This window comes from Geodermatophilus sp. SYSU D00867, assembly GCF_054050315.1.
On the sequence record NZ_JBJGZC010000002.1, the window covers coordinates 25379 to 42744 of the forward strand.

20 protein-coding genes are annotated in these 17366 nt (G+C 75.5%); 9 read left to right on the forward strand and 11 right to left on the reverse strand.

The genetic code is table 11. The features are described 5' to 3' along the window. Window positions 1-52: 52 nt before the first annotated feature. A complete protein-coding gene (locus tag ACI8AK_RS02220) occupies window positions 53-673 on the reverse strand; it encodes a hypothetical protein (protein WP_456954965.1) in 621 nt (206 codons plus the stop codon). A 139-nt stretch (window positions 674-812) separates the two neighbouring features. Between ACI8AK_RS02220 and ACI8AK_RS02225 the strand changes: the two genes are divergently transcribed. The 6 genes from ACI8AK_RS02225 to ACI8AK_RS02250 all read left to right on the forward strand — a co-directional run bounded on the left by ACI8AK_RS02225 (window position 813) and on the right by ACI8AK_RS02250 (window position 5802). Beyond that, window positions 813-1547 carry a type 1 glutamine amidotransferase gene (locus ACI8AK_RS02225; protein ID WP_456954966.1) on the forward strand — a complete coding sequence of 245 codons (735 nt, stop codon included), beginning with the start codon at window positions 813-815 and terminating at the stop codon, window positions 1545-1547. Window positions 1548-1577: 30 nt separating this feature from the next. Next, a complete protein-coding gene (locus ACI8AK_RS02230) occupies window positions 1578-2312 on the forward strand; it encodes an alanyl-tRNA editing protein (protein ID WP_387988722.1) in 735 nt (244 codons plus the stop codon). Between the two features lie 104 nt (window positions 2313-2416). Further along, entirely contained in the window at window positions 2417-4726 is a 2310-nt protein-coding gene (locus tag ACI8AK_RS02235; RefSeq protein WP_456954967.1) for a hypothetical protein, read from the forward strand. A 318-nt stretch (window positions 4727-5044) separates the two neighbouring features. Further along, window positions 5045-5215 (forward strand): hypothetical protein, encoded by a 171-nt coding sequence (locus ACI8AK_RS02240; RefSeq protein ID WP_387988726.1) that lies wholly within the window; start codon window positions 5045-5047, stop codon window positions 5213-5215. 50 nt (window positions 5216-5265) lie between these two features. Then, the gene (locus ACI8AK_RS02245) at window positions 5266-5514 is read left to right on the forward strand and encodes a hypothetical protein (protein WP_456954968.1); all 249 of its coding nucleotides are present in this window, start codon (window positions 5266-5268) and stop codon (window positions 5512-5514) included. Between the two features lie 60 nt (window positions 5515-5574). Continuing rightward, on the forward strand, window positions 5575-5802 hold the full coding sequence (locus ACI8AK_RS02250; protein WP_387988728.1) for a hypothetical protein: 228 nt from the start codon (window positions 5575-5577) through the stop codon (window positions 5800-5802). A gap of 42 nt (window positions 5803-5844) precedes the next feature. Here ACI8AK_RS02250 and ACI8AK_RS02255 read toward each other — a convergent pair whose 3' ends face one another. Next, window positions 5845-6909: a glutathione S-transferase family protein gene (locus tag ACI8AK_RS02255; RefSeq protein ID WP_456954969.1), complete on the reverse strand. Its 1065-nt coding sequence runs from the start codon at window positions 6907-6909 to the stop codon at window positions 5845-5847. 212 nt (window positions 6910-7121) lie between these two features. Between ACI8AK_RS02255 and ACI8AK_RS02260 the strand changes: the two genes are divergently transcribed. Then, the gene (locus ACI8AK_RS02260) at window positions 7122-8243 is read left to right on the forward strand and encodes a DUF4236 domain-containing protein (RefSeq protein WP_456954970.1); all 1122 of its coding nucleotides are present in this window, start codon (window positions 7122-7124) and stop codon (window positions 8241-8243) included. A 66-nt stretch (window positions 8244-8309) separates the two neighbouring features. Here ACI8AK_RS02260 and ACI8AK_RS02265 read toward each other — a convergent pair whose 3' ends face one another. After that, window positions 8310-9431, reverse strand: a complete 1122-nt coding sequence (locus ACI8AK_RS02265) for a DUF1810 family protein (RefSeq protein ID WP_456954971.1) — start codon at window positions 9429-9431, stop codon at window positions 8310-8312. Window positions 9432-9503: 72 nt separating this feature from the next. Between ACI8AK_RS02265 and ACI8AK_RS02270 the strand changes: the two genes are divergently transcribed. Next, on the forward strand, window positions 9504-11012 hold the full coding sequence (locus ACI8AK_RS02270; protein ID WP_456901908.1) for a class I adenylate-forming enzyme family protein: 1509 nt from the start codon (window positions 9504-9506) through the stop codon (window positions 11010-11012). A gap of 3 nt (window positions 11013-11015) precedes the next feature. Here ACI8AK_RS02270 and ACI8AK_RS02275 read toward each other — a convergent pair whose 3' ends face one another. The 4 genes from ACI8AK_RS02275 to ACI8AK_RS02290 form a co-directional block, all read right to left on the reverse strand. Further along, on the reverse strand, window positions 11016-11396 hold the full coding sequence (locus tag ACI8AK_RS02275; protein ID WP_456954972.1) for a type II toxin-antitoxin system VapC family toxin: 381 nt from the start codon (window positions 11394-11396) through the stop codon (window positions 11016-11018). After that, entirely contained in the window at window positions 11396-11617 is a 222-nt protein-coding gene (locus tag ACI8AK_RS02280; protein WP_456954973.1) for a hypothetical protein, read from the reverse strand. The genes ACI8AK_RS02275 and ACI8AK_RS02280 overlap by 1 nt, the downstream gene beginning before the upstream one ends. 41 nt (window positions 11618-11658) lie before the next feature. Further along, window positions 11659-11940, reverse strand: coding sequence for a hypothetical protein (locus ACI8AK_RS02285; protein ID WP_456954974.1), 282 nt, complete (start codon window positions 11938-11940; stop codon window positions 11659-11661). A gap of 176 nt (window positions 11941-12116) precedes the next feature. Further along, entirely contained in the window at window positions 12117-12893 is a 777-nt protein-coding gene (locus ACI8AK_RS02290; RefSeq protein ID WP_456954975.1) for a DUF6308 family protein, read from the reverse strand. A gap of 117 nt (window positions 12894-13010) precedes the next feature. Between ACI8AK_RS02290 and ACI8AK_RS02295 the strand changes: the two genes are divergently transcribed. Next, complete coding sequence (locus ACI8AK_RS02295) at window positions 13011-13580, forward strand: TIGR03086 family metal-binding protein (RefSeq protein ID WP_456954976.1); 570 nt, start codon at window positions 13011-13013, stop codon at window positions 13578-13580. Here the strand turns inward: ACI8AK_RS02295 and ACI8AK_RS02300 are convergent. The 4 genes from ACI8AK_RS02300 to ACI8AK_RS02315 all read right to left on the reverse strand — a co-directional run bounded on the left by ACI8AK_RS02300 (window position 13577) and on the right by ACI8AK_RS02315 (window position 17292). Further along, on the reverse strand, window positions 13577-14587 hold the full coding sequence (locus ACI8AK_RS02300) for a hypothetical protein (RefSeq protein WP_456954977.1): 1011 nt from the start codon (window positions 14585-14587) through the stop codon (window positions 13577-13579). The two genes, ACI8AK_RS02295 and ACI8AK_RS02300, sit on opposite strands and share 4 nt — an antisense overlap. Before the next feature lie 108 nt (window positions 14588-14695). Beyond that, window positions 14696-15367, reverse strand: a complete 672-nt coding sequence (locus ACI8AK_RS02305; protein WP_456954978.1) for a hypothetical protein — start codon at window positions 15365-15367, stop codon at window positions 14696-14698. Between the two features lie 224 nt (window positions 15368-15591). Further along, a complete protein-coding gene (locus ACI8AK_RS02310; protein WP_456954979.1) occupies window positions 15592-16212 on the reverse strand; it encodes a DUF6318 family protein in 621 nt (206 codons plus the stop codon). Window positions 16213-16251: 39 nt separating this feature from the next. Further along, the gene (locus ACI8AK_RS02315; RefSeq protein WP_456954980.1) at window positions 16252-17292 is read right to left on the reverse strand and encodes a hypothetical protein; all 1041 of its coding nucleotides are present in this window, start codon (window positions 17290-17292) and stop codon (window positions 16252-16254) included. Between the last annotated feature and the right edge of the window lie 74 nt (window positions 17293-17366).

Below are 17366 nucleotides of genomic sequence, written 5' to 3' on the forward strand. Positions count from 1 at the left end.
GGGTGGCCCTCCTGCAGGGGCCCGCCGCGAGCGGTGGGGGGCAGGAGGGTCCTCACACGGTCTCGGGCACCCGCAGGTGGGCGAGGACGAGGTCGAACTCCTCGGCGTCGGTGATCTCGAGCTTCATCGCCCGGGCGAAGTCGTCCCGGGCGGCGCGGGCGTGGGCGCGGCCGGCGTCCATGTCGTCGCGGTCCTCGAAGGTCACCGCGGACGCGGCCCGGCCGCTCTCCCGGTCGACCATGAGGCTCACGCTGCAGAAGCCGGGGTAGTCCTCCATCCGCGGCACCATGACGCTGCGGTAGGCGTCCAGCACCCGGTCAAGCCCAGCGGGGTCGGCACGCCACCAGGTCACCCGCGTGCACGCGCCCGACGGCGCCTCCGAGCGGCGGTGCATGACCGCGACCTCCCACTCCTGGACCGTGACGTCCCCGCCGAAGACCTCCGCGGCCTGGTCCCGGAGCGCGCGCACCCGGTCGGCGCTGGCCCGCATCGACTCGACGTCGCGCCAGGACGAGGTGACGACGGCCCGGCCGCTGGCGCGGTCGGTGAGCATCGACAGGCCCACGAAGCCGCGCATGTCGGCCAGCGCGGGCATGACCTCGTCGCAGACGAACGCGATCCCGTCGTCGAGCCTCTCGGGTGTGCCCGCGACGGAGGTCGAGCGTGCGTACATGGCCGCTCCTCTCTGGGGCGGCGCTGCCCGGGCGGCACCGCCGCGGGCGTCAGCCTGCTCCGGCGGCGGCCCGCCGGGAAGGGGGGCACCCCGGCGCGGGACGTCCCGGACCGTCGGTGAGCCCGCGGATACTGGGCGCATGCAGACCGCGCTCGTCCTCGTCCACGACGCCGACGCCTCCCGCGGGCACCGGCTGGTCGGCACCCTGCGGCCGGCGCTGGAGGCGCAGGGGCTGACGGTCGTCGTCGGGACGACGGTCGGCGACTCGCCGCTGCTCACCGACCTGCCCGACCCCGCCGCGCTGCGCACGCTGGTGGTGATGGGCTCGGGGGCGGCCGCCTACGACGACACGGTGCCGTGGCTGGCCGGGGAGCTGGCGTACCTGCGGCGCGCCGTCGACGCCGGGACGCCGGTGCTCGGCGTGTGCTTCGGCGGGCAGGCGCTGTCGCGGGTGCTCGGCGGCGTGGTCGCCCAGGCGCCGGCGGGCGAGCACGGGTTCCTCGACGTCGAGACCGCCGACCCCGCGCTCGTGCCGGCCGGCCCGTGGTTCGAGTACCACGGCGACCGGTTCACCGTGCCGCCCGGCGCGGTGGAGGTGGCGCGGACCGACCGGGCGGTGCAGGCGTTCACCGCCGGCCCGCACCTCGGCGTGCAGTTCCACCCGGAGATCGACCCCGGCGCGTTCTCGGCCTGGGAGGAGACCTGGGAGCTCACCGGCCCGCCGCCGCCGGAGGCCGCCGCGCTGGTGCCCGGGCTGCGCCGCGAGATCGGCGAGCGGGAGCCGGAGGCCGCCGCGGCCTGCGCCCGGCTCGTCGAGGCGTTCCTGGACCGGGCCGACCGCGTCCGCCCGGCGGAGGACGAGACGGCGGCCTGAGCCCGGGCGCGTTCGGCAGGATGGGCGCCCGTGAGCGCTGACCGCCACGGGCACACCCACCGCCTCGACCTCGCCGACGCCACCGTGCGGGAGTGGGACGCGACCGTCGTCGCGGCCGACCCCGAGCAGGGCATCGTCCTCGACCGCTCGGCCTTCTACCCGGGCGGCGGCGGGCAGCCGCCGGACGAGGGCGTGCTGCTGTGGGGCGGCGTGCGCACCCGGATCGCCGGCACGCGCAAGGGCGACGAGCTGTACCTCATCCCGGTCGAGGGCGACCCGGTGCCGCCGCCGGGCACCGCCGTCCGCGGGGCGCTCGACGACGAGCGCCGGACCGCGCTCATGCGCACCCACTCGGGGCTGCACGTGCTCACCGGCGTGGTGCTGCGCGACTTCGGCGCCAAGGTCACCGGCGGCAACATGGAGCCGCTGACCGCCCGGATGGACTTCGACCTCGCCGAGGTGCCGGCCGACTTCAAGGACCGCGTGGCCGAGGCGGTGAACGCCGAGATCACCGCCGACCGGCCGATCCGGGTCCGCACGCTCCCGCGCGACGAGGCGTACGCGATCCCGGACCTCATCCGGACGGCGACCGACCTGCTGCCGCCCGACATCGAGCAGGTGCGGATCGTCGACATCGTCGGCCTCGACCTGCAGGCCGACGGCGGCACGCACGTCGCCTCGACGGCGATGGTCGGCCGCGTCGAGGTGGTCAAGATGGAGAACAAGGGCCGCGGGTTCCGCCGGTTGCGCATCCGCGTCGTCTGATCCGGCGAGGTCCCGATACGCCCCGTTGCCGTGATCGACGAGCATTCCGGATGGAGTCGTTCTACCCTTCGTCCGTGCGGGAGGGGACTTCCACACGGGGGTCGGTGAGCAGCGCCGCAGTCGCTGGCTGGCCCCGTCGGGTCCTCCTCCTGTTCGGCCTGGTGGCCGGCATCTACGCGCTCCTGGTGGTCGTCTCCTCCACGGCCCGTGCCGAGGAGCCGCCTGCTCCGGACGGGTCCCTCCTCGGCGGCGTGGTCGAGGAGGTCACCGCGACGGTCGACGAGGTCGCCGTCGAGCCGGTGGTCGAGCCGGTCGTGGAGTCCGTGGTCGAGCCGGTCGCCGACGTTCCCGCGGAGACGCCCGAGCCCGCTCCGGAGCCCGAGCCCGCTCCGGAGCCCGAGCCTGCTCCGGAGCCCGTCGCCGACGTTCCCGCGGAGACGCCCGAGCCGGTCAGCGCCGCGCCACTTCCGGTCGTCGAGGACGTCGTCGCTCCGGTTGTCGAGCCGGTGACCGAGCCGGTGGCTCCGGTGGTCGAGACGGTGACCGAGCCGGTGGCTCCGGTGGTCGAGGCTGTCGTCGAACCTGTCGTGGAGACGGTGACGGAGCCGGTGGCTCCGGTGGTTGAGACCGTGACGGAGCCGGTGGCTCCGGTCGTGGAGACCGTGACGGAGCCGGTGGCTCCCGTGGCCGAGCCGGTGACCGAGCCCGTGGCCGAGCCGGTGACCGAGCCGGTGGCCGAGCCCGTGGCTCCCGTGGTCGAGGCTGTGGTCGAGCCTGTCGTGGAGACGGTGACGGAGCCGGTGGCTCCGGTGGTCGAGACGGTGACGGAGCCGGTGGCTCCGGTGGTCGAGGCTGTGGTCGAGCCTGTCATGGAGACCGTGACGGAGCCGGTGGCTCCGGTGGTCGAGACGGTGACCGAGCCGGTGGCTCCGGTGGTCGAGACGGTGACGGAGCCGGTGGCTCCGGTGGTTGAGACCGTCGTCGAACCTGTCGTGGAGACGGTGACGGAGCCGGTGGCTCCGGTGGTCGAGACGGTGACGGAGCCGGTGGCTCCGGTGGTTGAGACCGTCGTCGAACCTGTCGTGGAGACGGTGACGGAGCCGGTGGCTCCGGTGGTCGAGACGGTGACGGAGCCGGTGGCTCCGGTCGTGGAGACCGTGACCGAACCGGTGGCTCCGGTCGTGGAGACCGTGACCGAACCGGTGGCTCCGGTCGTGGAGACCGTGACCGAACCGGTGGCTCCGGTGGTCGAGACGGTCACCGGACCGGTGGCCCCTGTCGTCGAGGTGGTCCCGCCGGTGGTCGAGCCGGTCGTGCCGGTGGTCGAGGACGTCGTCCCGCCGGTGGTCGAGGTGGTCACCGGCCCAGTGGCTCCGGTGGTCGACGCGGTGGTCGAGCCGGTGGCACCAGTGGTCGAGCCGATCACACAGCCGGTTGGCCCGATCGTGGAGCCAGCCGCGCCGATCGTGGAGACGGTGACCGACCCGCTCGTCCCCGTCGTCGAGGACGTCGTCACCCCGGTCCTGGGACCGGTCACTCCCGTCGTCGAGGACGTCGCCGCACCGGTGGTCGGCACCGTGATCGACCCGGTCGCGCCCGTCCTCGAGACGGTCCTCGATCCGGTCGCTCCTGTCGTCGACACGGTCACCGCGCCCGTCGTTCCGGTGGCCGAGGTCGTCACCGGGGCGGTCGGCCCGGTCGTCGACGCGGTGGTCGAGTCGGTGACGCAGCCGCTCCTGCCGGTGGTCGAAGCTGTCGCGCCTGCGGTCCAAGCCGTCGCGCCCGTGGTGGAGACCGTCGTTGCGCCCGTGGTGGAGACCGCTGTCGAATCCGCGGCGGTGGCGGAGGCTGTCGCGCCGGCGACGGAGGTCGCTGCCCCAGTGGCGGAGGCCGTCACGCCGGTGACCGAGCCGGCCGCCGAGGCGGTGGCCACGGCGGCCGCCGGCACCGCCACCGCGCAGGTCACGACCTCGTCCTCAGCTCCGGTCGCCGGGACCGCCCCCGCGGTCGGGACCGCGACCACCCAGACCGCGCGGGCCACCGGGCTCGCCGTCGCCCCGGCGACCGTGGCCGTCCTGCTGACCGCCCCGCGGGCCGAGTGCGGCGCGGCTGACGAGGCCACCGCGGCCCCGACGGCCAGGACCACGCAGCGGCAGCACTCCGCCGCTCCCCGGCCCGCCGCCCCGCCGCGCGGGAACGACCTCCCCACCGAGCCCACGGCGCCGGTGGCGCCCGAGCCGAGGCCGATCGCGCCCCCGGCGCCCACCATGTCGGCCTCCACCTGGCTGACCACCCTGGCCGCGATCTGCCCGTCGGGCGTGCCGGCCACCGCTCTCTGCACCGTCCCGGCACCGGCGTCGGCCCCCGCCGTCGCCGCCGCCGTCCTGCGCGACCCGTCCTTCTCTCCCGACTGACCTCCCTGCCAGGCGCGCACCAGCCGCCGGCCGAGGTCGGGGACCCTCCCGCACCGCACCGCCGACTGGGCGCTGCCTTCCCGGGCGTGACCCCGACCTGGCCACCGCTGGGCCGGGGCCACCGGGCGGGGAGGTATCGGGGCTGGGGGTTCCGCGCACCGAGCGGTCGCGGCACCCCTGACCTCCCCGCCCGACACTCCGGACGACGGGGGCGGTGGCGACACCGGCGCCCCGCCCCCGTCGACCGATCCGACCGTGACATCCGCAGGACGCCGAACGGCCACGTGCACGACACGTCCGTGTGTTAGTCATGACGTCATGACGACTCCGTGCGTGCTGCGCCCGCTACCGGACCGCGCCACGGTCGTCGACGTGTACGGATCCCGTTTCCTGCTCGAGTGGCTCGACCGGGACACCCTCGCCACCGCCGCGGCGACGGCCCGGTGTGCGGCCGAGGTGGAGCGGGTCGAGGTCCGCGCGGCGAGCTGAGGCGCGGAGATCACTGGCGCTCGGTCGACCTGTCGGGCACGGTGCCGCTCGTGCTCCCGTGGATCGTGATCGCCCTGGTCCTGCTCGTCTTCACCGCGATGTTCACGGCCGCCGTACGCGCCGCTCGGCGGGGTGGCGGCCGGCGCTCCGGCGGTGACGGCGGAGGCTGGTACGGCGACGGCGGCAGCTGGAGCGGTGACTCCGGCGGCGGACACCACGGCCACCACGACGGCGGCGGCTGGGGCGGCGACTCCGGCGGCGGTGGGGGAGACGGCGGCGGAGGCGGCGGCGGGGACTGACCGGATGAGCTCCTGCGGCGAGAGCTGGCGCCGCGGCCCGCGCCGGTCCACAGTTCACGCATGACAGCCCTGGCCGTGCTCGCCGTCGTGGTGGCAGCCGTCTTCCTCATGGCCTACGCGATGCAGCGCTCCCGAGCAGGAGCCGAGAGCCGTGGCACCGTCGGGGGGCGCACCGGTCGCGCGCACGGCCCCGGCGTCGTCACCGCCGGTGGGTTCATCGCCGGCACCGACGCGGGCGGCGGCTTCGACGGCGGCTGCGCCGGCGACGGCGGCGGCGGGGGCTGCTGACCCCGACCTCCGGGCCCGCGCCGGCCCGTCCGTGACCGGCCGCTAGGGCCGGGGCCGGCGCTCGTCGTCGGGCCGGTGCCCGATGCCGCCGGGACCGTGCGACGCCGGCACCTCCTCGCCGGCGGCCACGGGCCCGGGCGGGGTCCCGTCGCCGAAGGGGGAGCCGCCGAGCTCCTCGCGCCCGTGCGGGGTCAGCCAGTTCGACGTGTCCGGCCCCATCGGGATGACCTGCGTCGGGTTGATGTCCGCGTGGACGACGTAGTAGTGCTCCTTGATCTGCGGGAAGTCGGTGGTGTCGCCGAACCCCGGCGTCTGGAACAGGTCGCGCGCGTAGCCCCACAGCGCCGGCATCTCGGTCAGCTTCTGCCGGTTGCACTTGAAGTGGCCGTGGTAGACGGCGTCGAAGCGGGCCAGCGTGGTGAACAGCCGGACGTCGGCCTCGGTGATCGTGTCGCCCATGAGGTACCGCCGCGTCGTCAGCCGCTCCTCGAGCCAGTCCAGCGCCGTCCACAGCCGCTCGTAGGCCTTGTCGTAGGCGCGCTGTGAGCCGGCGAAGCCGCAGCGGTACACGCCGTTGTTGACCTCGGTGTAGACGCGCTGCATCACCTCGTCCATCTCGTCCCGCAGGTGCTCGGGGTAGAGGTCGGGGGCGCCGTCGCGGTGGTGGGCCGTCCACTGCGTGGAGAAGTCGAGCGTCATCTGCATGAAGTCGTTGGTGACGACGGCCTTGGTCGGGACGTCGACCATCGCCGGCACCGTGATCCCGCGCGGGTACTCCGGGTCGCGGGCGAAGAACGCCTCCTGCAGCCGCTCGTAGCCGAGCACCGGGTCGCGCCCGCCCGGGTCGAGGTCGAAGGTCCAGCTGCGCTCGTCGTGCGTGGGCCCGCAGATGCCCATCGAGAACGCCGGCTCCAGCCCCAGCAGCCGGCGCACGATCGCGGCGCGGTTGGCCCAGGGGCAGGCGCGGGCGATGACCAGCCGGTAGCGGCCCGGCTCGACCGGCCAGGGGCTCGAGCCGTCGGCGGTGATCCGGTCGGTGATGTAGTTGGTGTCCCGCGTGTACTCCTGGCCGCTGCTGACGTAGCCGGATCCCTGGTCGTCGCTCACACGATCAACTCTCGCCGACCGCGCCTCCCACCGCCCGGCGGACCAGGGTGACCCGCAACTCCTGTGCCGCCTGGGGCTGCGCCTCCTGCGGACCGGCACTCCGGTCCCACCCGCCCCACCCGGCGACGACGCGGTCGTCCCCTGCCCGGTTCCGTCCCGTCCTCGTGATGGCATCCGGAACGGAACGGTCCACGGACGACGACAGGTGGGACATGGGACTGAGCTTCTCGGTCAAGCTGGCGCCGGGTGTCCGGGTGCGCGCCTCCAGCCGGGGCGTGCGGACCAGCATCGGGCCGAGAGCGGCGCGCGTGCACGTGGGAGGGGGGCGCACGTCCTTCTCCACCGGCGCCGGGCCGTTCACCTACTCCACGTCGGCGGGAGGCGGCAGCCGCAGACGCTCGACGGCCGGTCGTCCCTCACCGGCCGCGTACCAGCGGCAGCTCGCGGCCGCGGCGAGGGCGGCCGAGGAGGCGGCGAAGGAGGAGGAGGCCCGGCGACTGGCGGCGATGTTCGCGGAGTTGCTGAGCGTGCACCGCGCCGAGTTCGACCGGACGCGGCACCCGGTCGCGCCGCCGGCCCCCGAGCCCGACGTCGACGCCGTCCGCGCACGGCACCGCGAGGCGTCGACCGCCGGCCTCGGCCTGTTCCAGCGGGCCGCGAAGGAGGCGGCACGCCGGCAGGCGGACGTCGCTGCGGAGGCCGAGATCGCGGCCCTGCGGCAGGAGGCGCAGCGGGAGCAGGCCGACCTGCAGGCCCGTCTCGACGAGTGGTGGTGGGCGCTGTCCACCAACGACCCGGACACGGTGATCGCCGCACTCGCCGAGGCGTTCGAGGACAACGAGGCCGCCGCAGCACCTCTCGGTGTCGACGGCGACGAGGTGGCCCTGGTCGTCCTCGCGCCGCCGGAGACCGTCGTCCCCGAGCGCATGCCGGCCACCACCCAGGCGGGCAACCTCAGCCTGCGCAAGCTGCCCAAGGGCGAGCGGGCGCGGCTCTACACCGAGGCCGTGATGGGGCACGTGCTGGTGACGCTCAAGGAGGCGCTCGCGGTCGCGCCCGCGATCCGCTCGGCCCGGGTGGTCGCGCTGCGCGCCGCGGGCACCGACGCCTACGGCCGCCCCCGGCTCGACTGCCTGCTCGCCGGCCACTGGACCCGCGCCGCCCTCACCGGCGTGCAGTGGTCCACGGCGGACGCCTCCACGATCGCCCGGGACACCGCCGCGGAGCTGCTGGTCGACGTCAAGGCCAAGGAGCTGCGGCCGCTCGACCTCACCGGCCAGCCGGGCCTGCAGGCGCTGCTCGACGTCGTCGACGTCGACGAGCTGACCGCCTGACCGACCTCTCCCGCCCTGACTCGCGCACTGCACACACCTGTGGGCAGAGCACGACTGCGCGCGGGACTACAGCCGGGACGTCGTCGCGTCGTCCTCCTCGCCGCCGAAGTACTGCTCCAGGACGGCGCGGAACACCGGCTGCCCGGGGTCGGCGTGCGCGAACAGCGTCATCGACGAGCGCAGCTTCACCGCGTCGACCGGCCCGAGCACCGCGGCGGCGTCGGAGCCGGGCAGCTCGGTGAGCGCCTGCGCGGACTCGACCAGCCGCGGGCCGAGCACCGGGTGGGCGAGGTAGGCGCGGGCCTCGTCGAGGCCGGAGATCGCGAACCGCTGCGCCGTCGCGCTGCGGCCGAGGCCGGCGACCTGCGGGAAGACGAACCACATCCAGTGGCTGGTCTTGTGCCCGGCGCGCAGCTCGGTGAGCGCCTGCGCGTACGTGTCGGTCTGCGCCTCCACGAAGCGGGCCAGCCGGTACGGGTCGTCTGCGGAGGAGGTCATCGGTCGTCTCCCGGGGTGGTGTCGGCGGTTGTCGGCGGTGACGTCGTCGGCGCCCGTCGTGCGGACGGCGAGGGTGAGCCCGGCGACGCGCAGCGCCGGTCCGTGCGCGGTCTCGTGCACCCACGGGGCCACGGTGTTCAGGCAGGTGCCGGGGCGGACGGCGGCGCGCATGCGCACCGTGCCCTCCAGCCCCTCGACGCGGCGGGCCAGCTCCGACCACGGCAGCCGCCCGGCGACGCCGGTGGTCAGCGCGTCGGTGACGCGGACCCGGCCGGTGGGCGTGCTGAACGTCGTCCGCAGGACGTTCGTGTCGCCGGCGTAGCCGCGGCTGACGGTGAACTCGCCCTCGGGGCACAGCTCCAGGCAGCCGCCGTTGTCGGTGTCCAGCAGCGCGCCGAACACCGGCGGGCCGTCCATCTCCGGCAGCGGCAGCCAGTCGATCCGGCCGTCGCGGGCGACCAGGGCGAGGGTGCGGCCGTCGCCGATGGCGGCGTAGGTGCGCAGGTCGGCGTAGCCGAGGTCGTCGCGCTCGGTGACCGCCGAGTCCTCGCCGGCGCCCCAGCGCAGGCTGTCCACGCGGACGGCGCCGGGGCGCGGGACCTCGTTGCGGTCCGGGTCGACGCCGGAGTCCTCGGGCGCGGGCGGGATGCCGGGCATCGGGCGGGCGGTGGATCGCGCGGTGCCGGTCACGGGTCGCCGGTGCCCGGCCCGGGTCCGGGCGACACCCGGGTGGCCGCGCTCACAGGAGGACGATCGGCGTACGTGAGCTCGACCGTCTTCGACAGCACCGGCATCGAGACCGGCCCCGACGGCATGCGCCGCTACACCGGCCTGGCGCCGACCCTGCCCGCGCTGCTGTCCGCCACCGCCGCCCGGGTCCCCGGCCGCACCGCCGTCGTCGAGCCGGGCGGGCCGTCGGTGACCTACGCCGAGCTGGAGGAGCGCGCCCGGGTCGTGGCCGGCGGGCTGCGCGCGGCCGGCGTCGGGGTCGGCGACCGGGTGGCGCTGCGCATCGGCAACGGCCTGGACTGGGTGCTCGCGTTCTGGGGGACGCAGCTGGCCGGCGGCGTCGTCGTGCCGCTGAACACCCGGCTGTCGGAGCCCGAGGCGCGGTTCGTCCTCGACGACTGCGGTGCCGCCTACGTGGTGGAGCCGGGTGCTCCGCTGCCGGCCGGGGAGCCCGTCGAGCCGCACGACGCCGCGCCCACCGACGTCGCCGCGCTGTTCTACACGTCCGGCACGACCGGCCGGCCCAAGGGCGCGATGACGACGCACGAGAACTTCGCGACCGCGGCGGAGAACATGCGCCGCGTGCTCGGGCTGTCGCGCGAGGGCGGCGAGACGTCGCTGATCTCGGTGCCGCTGTTCCACGTCACCGGGTGCAACTCGCAGCTGCTCGGGCAGACGGCGATCGGCAACACCGTCGTCGTGATGCCGCGGTTCAGCCCGGCCGCGGTGCTGGAGGCGATCCCGGCGTTCGGTGTCAGCCTGCTGACCAGCGTGCCGACGATCTTCGAGCTGCTGCTGCGGCACCCCTCGTTCGCCTCGACCGACGTCAGCGGCGTGCGGGTGCTCAGCTACGGCGGGGCGCCGATCGCGCCGGAGCTGGTGCACCGGCTGATGGCGGCGTTCCCGAACGCGCGGGTGGGCAACGGCTTCGGGCTGACCGAGACCGCGGCGCTGGCGACCTACCTGCCGCACGAGTTCGCGCTCGAGCACGCCGACTCGGTGGGCTTCGCGGTGCCGGTGGACGACGTCCGGGTGGACCGGCCCGACCCGGACACCGGCGTGGGGGAGCTGCTGGTGCGCGGGCCGAACGTCGTCGCCGGCTACTGGGGCGACCCGGCGCGGACGGCGGAGACGTTCGGAGACGGGTGGCTGCGCACCGGCGACCTGGCGCGGGTGACCGACGGGATGGTGCGGATCGTCGACCGCGCGAAGGACATGATCAACCGCGGCGGCGAGAACGTGTACTCGGTCGAGGTGGAGAACGCGCTGGCCGAGCACCCGGACGTCGTCGAGGTGGCCGTGGTGGGCGTGCCCGACCCGGTGATGGGGGAGAAGGTCGGCGCGGTCGTCCAGCCCCGTGCCGGCGTCTCGGCCGAGGACCTGGTCGCCTCCCTGGCGCCGTTCGCGCGCGAGCGGCTGGCGGACTTCAAGGTGCCGCAGTTCGTGAAGATCCTCGACGCGCCGCTGCCGCGCAACGCCGGCGGGAAGGTGCTCAAGCACCCGCTGCGCGCGACGACCGACTGGACCCCCGTTCCGCGGTAGGCGCTACTGCGGGACCACGGTCACGGGACAGCGGAGGCCGGGCGCCCGCGCGAGACGCCGGTCGGCGGTGACCAGCGGGCAGCCGAGCGCCTCGGCCAGCGCGACGTAGGTGGCGTCGTAGGCGGTGAGGTTCTCCCGCAGCTGCCAGACGCGGTCGAGCAGTCCGGTGACGGGGTGCCGGGCGGCCCCGAGGCGGCGCCACGTGTCGAGAGCCGCCCAGCCCTGACCCGGCGTCACGGAGCCGGCCGCCGCGGCCCGCCGTAGCGCGCTGGCCACCTCGGCGTCGACCAGGTGGGGCACCTGGATCCGCTCCCGCCCGAGCAGGTCCCGGGCGGAGCCGGCGTTCAGCAGGCCGGAGACGACCGCCGAGGCGTCGGCGACCATCACCGCCCCGCGCGCTCGGCGTCCAGGTCCGCGACGACGTCCTCGGCCGGGACCCCGAGGTCGGGCAGCGCACCGAGGAGCGCGGGGTTGTCCGCGCGGCGGGACGCCTCGGCCAGCTCGCGCACCGCCAGCGCACCCACGGACGTCGCCTCGCGGGCGGCGAGCCGCTCCAGCCGCTCGACGACGTCGTCCGGGACGTTCCGCAGGTACAGCGTCCTCACGTCGCAGGATGCTAGCAATCCGCAAGCAGGATGTGCACGGCTCAGGCGGCGCCGGCCTCCGCCTCGCGGTGGGCCTTGGCCTGCTCGGTGAGCGTCCGGGCGATGGCCCGCACCGCGGCGCCGGTGACCGGCACGCGGCGCCGCTCCACCCGCTCGGGCGCGCTCCGCCGCTCGGCCGGAACGAGGCGCGGGGCGGGGACGGCGGCGGGACCGGTGCCCCGCGGCGGGAGGACGTCGCGGCACCAGCGCTCGCAGTCGGCCAGCAGGTTCCCGGTGGTGAGGGGAGCGGCCATGACCGTCTCGAGCCGGGTGCGGGGGTGCATGCGGTCCTCTCGTCCCTGGGCCGTCGTCGCGCCCGTTCCCTACTCGTATCGGCAGGCCGGGCGTCAGGCGGAACGGCGCGCCGGTGCTGCAGTTGATCATCGTCCGTGTGCCGCTCGCACCGGCGTGTCCGCGCGTGTCGCGTGCACGCAGACGATGATCGACAGGCGGCGGCGGGTCACGCCGGGAGCAGCGCCTCCAGGCCCTGCTCGGAGTCGGCGGCGATCGCGCGGCCGACGGCGACCGCGTGGGTCATCCGCAGCGACCCGGACAGCCACAGCAGGACGTCGTGCAGCCGCACCCGGCCGAGCGGGCGGCCGAGCAGCCGCGCCGTCGCCGTCTCCAGCGCGGCGAACGCGCCGGCGTTGGCGGTGAGCTCGCGGTGGACGATCGCCGCGGCCCCGCTGTCGCCCTCGCGCAGGTGGCCCCACAGCTGGCGGCGGGTGTGCCCGTCGGTCAGCGGCACCAGCGCGGGGGAGCGGTGGTGCAGCGCGGCGACGACGTGCCGCGCCCCCGGCCCCTCCGCCACCGACCGCAGCGACGCCCCGACCGTGCCCGGTTCCATCAGCACCGAGAACTCGTCGGCGGGCAGCTCCCACAGCGGTCGCCCGGCCGCGCGCGCGAGCGCAGCGGCGTAGTCCGGCCAGACGTCGTCGAGCCGGCCGCGCACCTCCCGCCACCCCGCCGGGTCGAGCCGGCCGTGCAGGCCCTCGGCGAGCAGGACGTCGCGGTCGGTGGGGCCGTCGCCGGTCGCGGGCGGCTGCCCGTCGAAGCGGTCGAAGGCGTAGGCGAGCACCTGCACCCACCGGCCCTGCGGCACGCTGGGGGAGCGGAAGAACAGCGGACGGCGCCCGCGCGCGTACCCGAGGACGGCGGCCAGCGCGGTGGCCAGCGGGATCGGGTCGGGCCCCGCGCTCGGGAGCACGAGGGCAGCCGCGTCCGGTCCGACCGACACGGGCCCATTCAACTCCGTCCGCGGCTCGGCGCGGCCGAAGCGGGAGGACGCGCGCCGGGGAGTCGGTCGTACCCGCCGCACCGCTCATTCCCGGGGACGGCGGCGGTCTGCCCTGGCATGACGATCGACCTGGGACCCGCAGCGGCCGCCACGGCGGGGGTCGTGGCCGGGATCCGCGACGACCAGCTCACCGCCCCCACCCCGTGCGACGGGACGACCGTGGCCGGGCTGCTCGGCCACCTCGCCGGGCTCGCCTACGCCTTCCGCATGGCCGCGGAGAAGACGCCCGTCGACGGCACCGCCTCCACCGACCCCGCACACCTGCCCGCCGACTGGCGCACCTTCGTCCCCGCGCAGCTCGACGCGCTGGCCGCGGCCTGGCGCGACCCCGCGGCGCACGAGGGCATGACGGCGGCCGGCGGGGTGGACATGCCGGGGGAGGTGGCGGCCGTCGTCGCGCTCGACGAGGTCGTCGTCCACGGCTGGGACCTCGCCGCCGCCACTGGTCAGCGCTACGAGGTCGCCGACGCGGACGCCGACACCTGCCGCGCGTTCGCCGAGTCCTTCGGCGACGACCGCCCGCCGGACCTGTACGGCCCGGTCGTGCCGGTGCTCGCCGACGCCCCCGCGCTCGACCGGCTGCTCGGCGTCACCGGCCGCGACCCGGGCTGGAAGCCGCCGGCCTAGCCGAACCGCCAGAGCACCGGCTCGCCGCGGCAGTCGCTGACCACCGAGGCGCGGCCGGACCCGTCGACGTCGGACCCGTCGACCGCGCCGCCGTCGCACAGCTCCACCTCGGCGACCACCTCGCCCGCCGCCAGGTCGACGCTGCGCTGCAGCACCCGCGGCACCTCGCCGTCGGCCACGGTGTCGACGAGCGTGGCCCTGTCCCCGTCGACCGTCACCAGCGCCGGCAGGTCACCAGGCACGGTGGCCAGCACCTCGGAGCCGCGGGTGATCGAGACGTCGCCGGACCCGCCGACGGTCGCGTACACGTCGCCGTCGACGACGGTCAGCGGGCCGGCGGCACCCGGGCCGGTCGGCACCTCGCCGATCATCTGCAGCGCGGCGTCGACGATGACGACGGAGGCGCTGCGCCCGGTGTCCGTGGCGACGACGACCATGCCGTCCCCCGAGACGTGCAGGTCGCGGGGCGTGCCGGGCAGCGCGACCTCGTCGCGGACGACGCCGCTCTCGGGGTCGACGGCGACCAGCCGGTGCGCGCCGTCGATGCCGCTGAGCGCGAGGAGCAGCACGCCGTCGATGACGACCGCGTCGAGCGCCGAGACGTCGGCGGCACCGAGCGTGCCGACCGGCTCCGGCGCGTCGGCGCGCCGCAGGTCCGCCTCGACGAGGGCCACGCGCCCGGCGGCGAACCCGACGACCACCACGCCCTCGCCGTCCGCGGCGATGCGGGTGAGGCCGGGCCGCTCGGAGTCGAGGCCGCGGAGCGGTACGGCGGTGACGGTGCCGTCGGCGGCGACGTCGGCGAGGGTGAGCGGGCCGCCGGGCGGCGCCAGCAGCGCGACCGACCGGCCGTCGGCGGTGGCGGCCACGTCGAGCACCTCGGCGTCCGCGCCCGCGACGTCGGCCAGCGACACCGTCGTCGGCCCCGGGATCGCCGTGCCCGCGATCGCCCCGCCACAGCCGGTCAGCACGAGACCGGCGAGCACGAGCCCGGGGCTGGGGCGCATGCCGGCAGAGTGTGACCGGGCCCCACAGGCGCGACAAGCAGTCGCGACGCGGCCGGACGCGCGAGCCTTTCGCGCGCGAAAGGCTGCGGCGGCTGTCCGACGAGCTGGTCAGTCGTAGGGGTTCGTGAGGACGGCGGCGGCCTCGACGACGTCGAACGTCACCGGCGGCCCGTCGGTCGTGGTGGTGCCGGGGACGTCGGCCGGCGCGCTGCCGTCGACGGTGAACGTGGCGCCCCAGGTGACGGTGAGCGACGCGGTGTACGTGCCCGAGCGGTAGAGGTGCTCGGTGGCCTGCTCGGGATAGGCGCCGCCGGGGACGGTCGTGGTCAGCGTGGGCGCGGCGGGGTCGCCGGTGCGCCAGGTGTAGCGCTGCGCCTCGGCGACGATGACGACGGCGTAGCCGCGGACGTCGACGGTGAAGGTCTGGGTGGTCGGGGCGTCGGTCCAGAAGACGACCGGCAGCCCGGCCAGGCCGCGTCCCGGCGGCGCGTGCGAGGTGGTCAGCTGCGGCAGTGGGAGTCGTTGGAAGTAGGCGAACACCTCCTCCGGCGATGGCGGCGGGTTGAGCGCCGTGATGTCGATGCACGCCGTGCGGAGCGTCTCCCACGCGCCGAGCAGATCGCCAGGCCCGAAGCCGGGAGTCACGGGGATGACTGCTGTGCCGTCCGGACGCACGACGGGGCGCTGCTGGACGGAGAGATAGCGGACGACTTGCCCTGGTTCGGCGGGGCAGTCCTGGAAGTCGATGGCCGTGCAGGCGCCCTCGCGCTCGTCAGTCAAGGCGCAAGGCTGAATCAGTCGCCAGACGTAGTCCACGGCAGCGGCCCCACCACCGCTCACCAATTGGTTGACCGCTCCGCCGGAGTACTCGACAGAGGCCGCTCCGTCAGCCACACCGGTCGAGCCGCAGTCGTCGAATGAACAAGCCAAGGCTGATGACCCGACCGAGGCTGTCATCCACGCGACCAACGCAAGGACTGCGGTGATGACCGCCAGAGGACGTCTCATCCGAGTTGGAAGGACGTGACGCGCCACGAGCGGGCGCTCTCGTCCCACTCCAGGTAAAGACCCGAAGAGAGCCGCGGCGCCGGATCGGGCTGCGCCTCAAGGACTGCGCCCGAACCGTCAACCAATGAGACGGGCTCTCGTCGTGCGCTGAAGGAGTACTGCGCAATTGGGCCGTCGAATGCGGGCTGAGCCACGGCGGTGATGGTCACCTCCCCGCCGACGTACCGGTTCCCTGCAGCGGCCGCCTCGTCGTAGTTGTTGGCGATGCGGCGGCATTCGTCGCAGTCCGGACCTAGGTCACGGAGAGGCTGGCCCGCAGGGATCGACTGCTGCCGGTTGAGCAGGTCGATCCAGTAGCGGAGGAAGGCCTCGGCGCCGGCGGAGTCCTGGGTGCGGGCCTCGGGCGGCACCGGGAAGTCGGCCGGACCCACCACGGGCAGCGCCTCGGTGGTGCTCGCCGGCGCCGACGTCGTCGGCAGGCTCGTGCTCGGCGCCTCGGCGTCGTCAGCAGCTGAGCAGGCGGGCAGCAGCAGCGCCGCGCCGACGACCACTGCGATGAGGCTCGTCCGTCCGGTGCCGGGGTTCCGCACGATCGCGGACGATAACCAGAACAGCACCGCTCCGGATCGCACCCTGGGGACAACCCACCCGAACGGCTACCCGAGCACGAACGCGGTGGTCGACGAGTTGTCCCCTCCGACGCACGCGCCGATGACGGTCAGCCGGTCGCCGGTCAGCGCCACCCGGCCGAAGGTGCCCTGCCCCTCGCACAGCCGGCCGGCCGCGAGCTGCTCGCCGCTGGACAGGTCGAGCGTGACCAGGCCGGACTCCACCTCGAACCCGGCCACCGCCAGGTAGGCGACCCGCCCGTCGGGGGAGAGGGCCAGGTCGGCCGGCGCGCGGTCGGTGCCGGGGATGGGGTGCGCGGCGGTCACCTCGCCGTCCTCGACGACCGTCACGCGGAACGGGTCGTCGCCGTGGACGGTGAGCGTGACGACCGCGTCGCCGTCGTCGGTCAGCCGCAGCGCGGACGGGATGCTGGCCGGGCGGTCGGAGGCCAGCTCGACGAGCTCGGCCCGCCCCAGGTCCTCAACCCAGGTGCCCAGGACGGCGACGTCGGCCAGGTCGAGCGCGCGGGCGTCGCTCATGAGCGCGACCGGCCCGTCCGGCCCGGCGGCGAGGGCCTCGACCGTGAGGCCGGGGTCGAGGTCGGTGGTCGCCTGCACCGCGCCGGTGGCCGGGTCGAGCGCGGCCAGCCGACCCCCGCCGGTGACGTACAGACGGCGGCCGTCGGGGGAGAGGGCGGCGGTGTCCCCGTCGACGCCCAGCTCGACGGTGCCGACGCCCACGGTGGTCAGCCGGCCCGGGCCGAGGACGAGGACGGCACCGTCGGGTCCCACGAACAACTGCTCGCCGGGGCCGTCCAGCCGCTGCACGTCACCGACGCCGTCCTCACCGACCGGCGCCAGGTAGGTGATCGACGGGTCGGCGCTGTCGGCGAGCAGGACGAGCGGGCCGTCCGGACCGGCCGCCAGGTCGAGGACGTCCACCCCGGCGGGCGCGACGGCGTCGAGGTCGGCGGTGCCGAGGAGCTCGGTGAACGTCGTCGGCGCGGGGCTGGGGTCGCCCTCGACGCCGGTGCAGCCCGCAGCCATCAGCGCGACAACGGCGAGGGCGGCGGCGCGGCGGACGGGCATGCGAAGGCTCCCGAGGTGGGGAGCCGAGTGTGGGACCGGCCCGCGCAGGGCGGCAACACGGCCTCGTGGTCTGA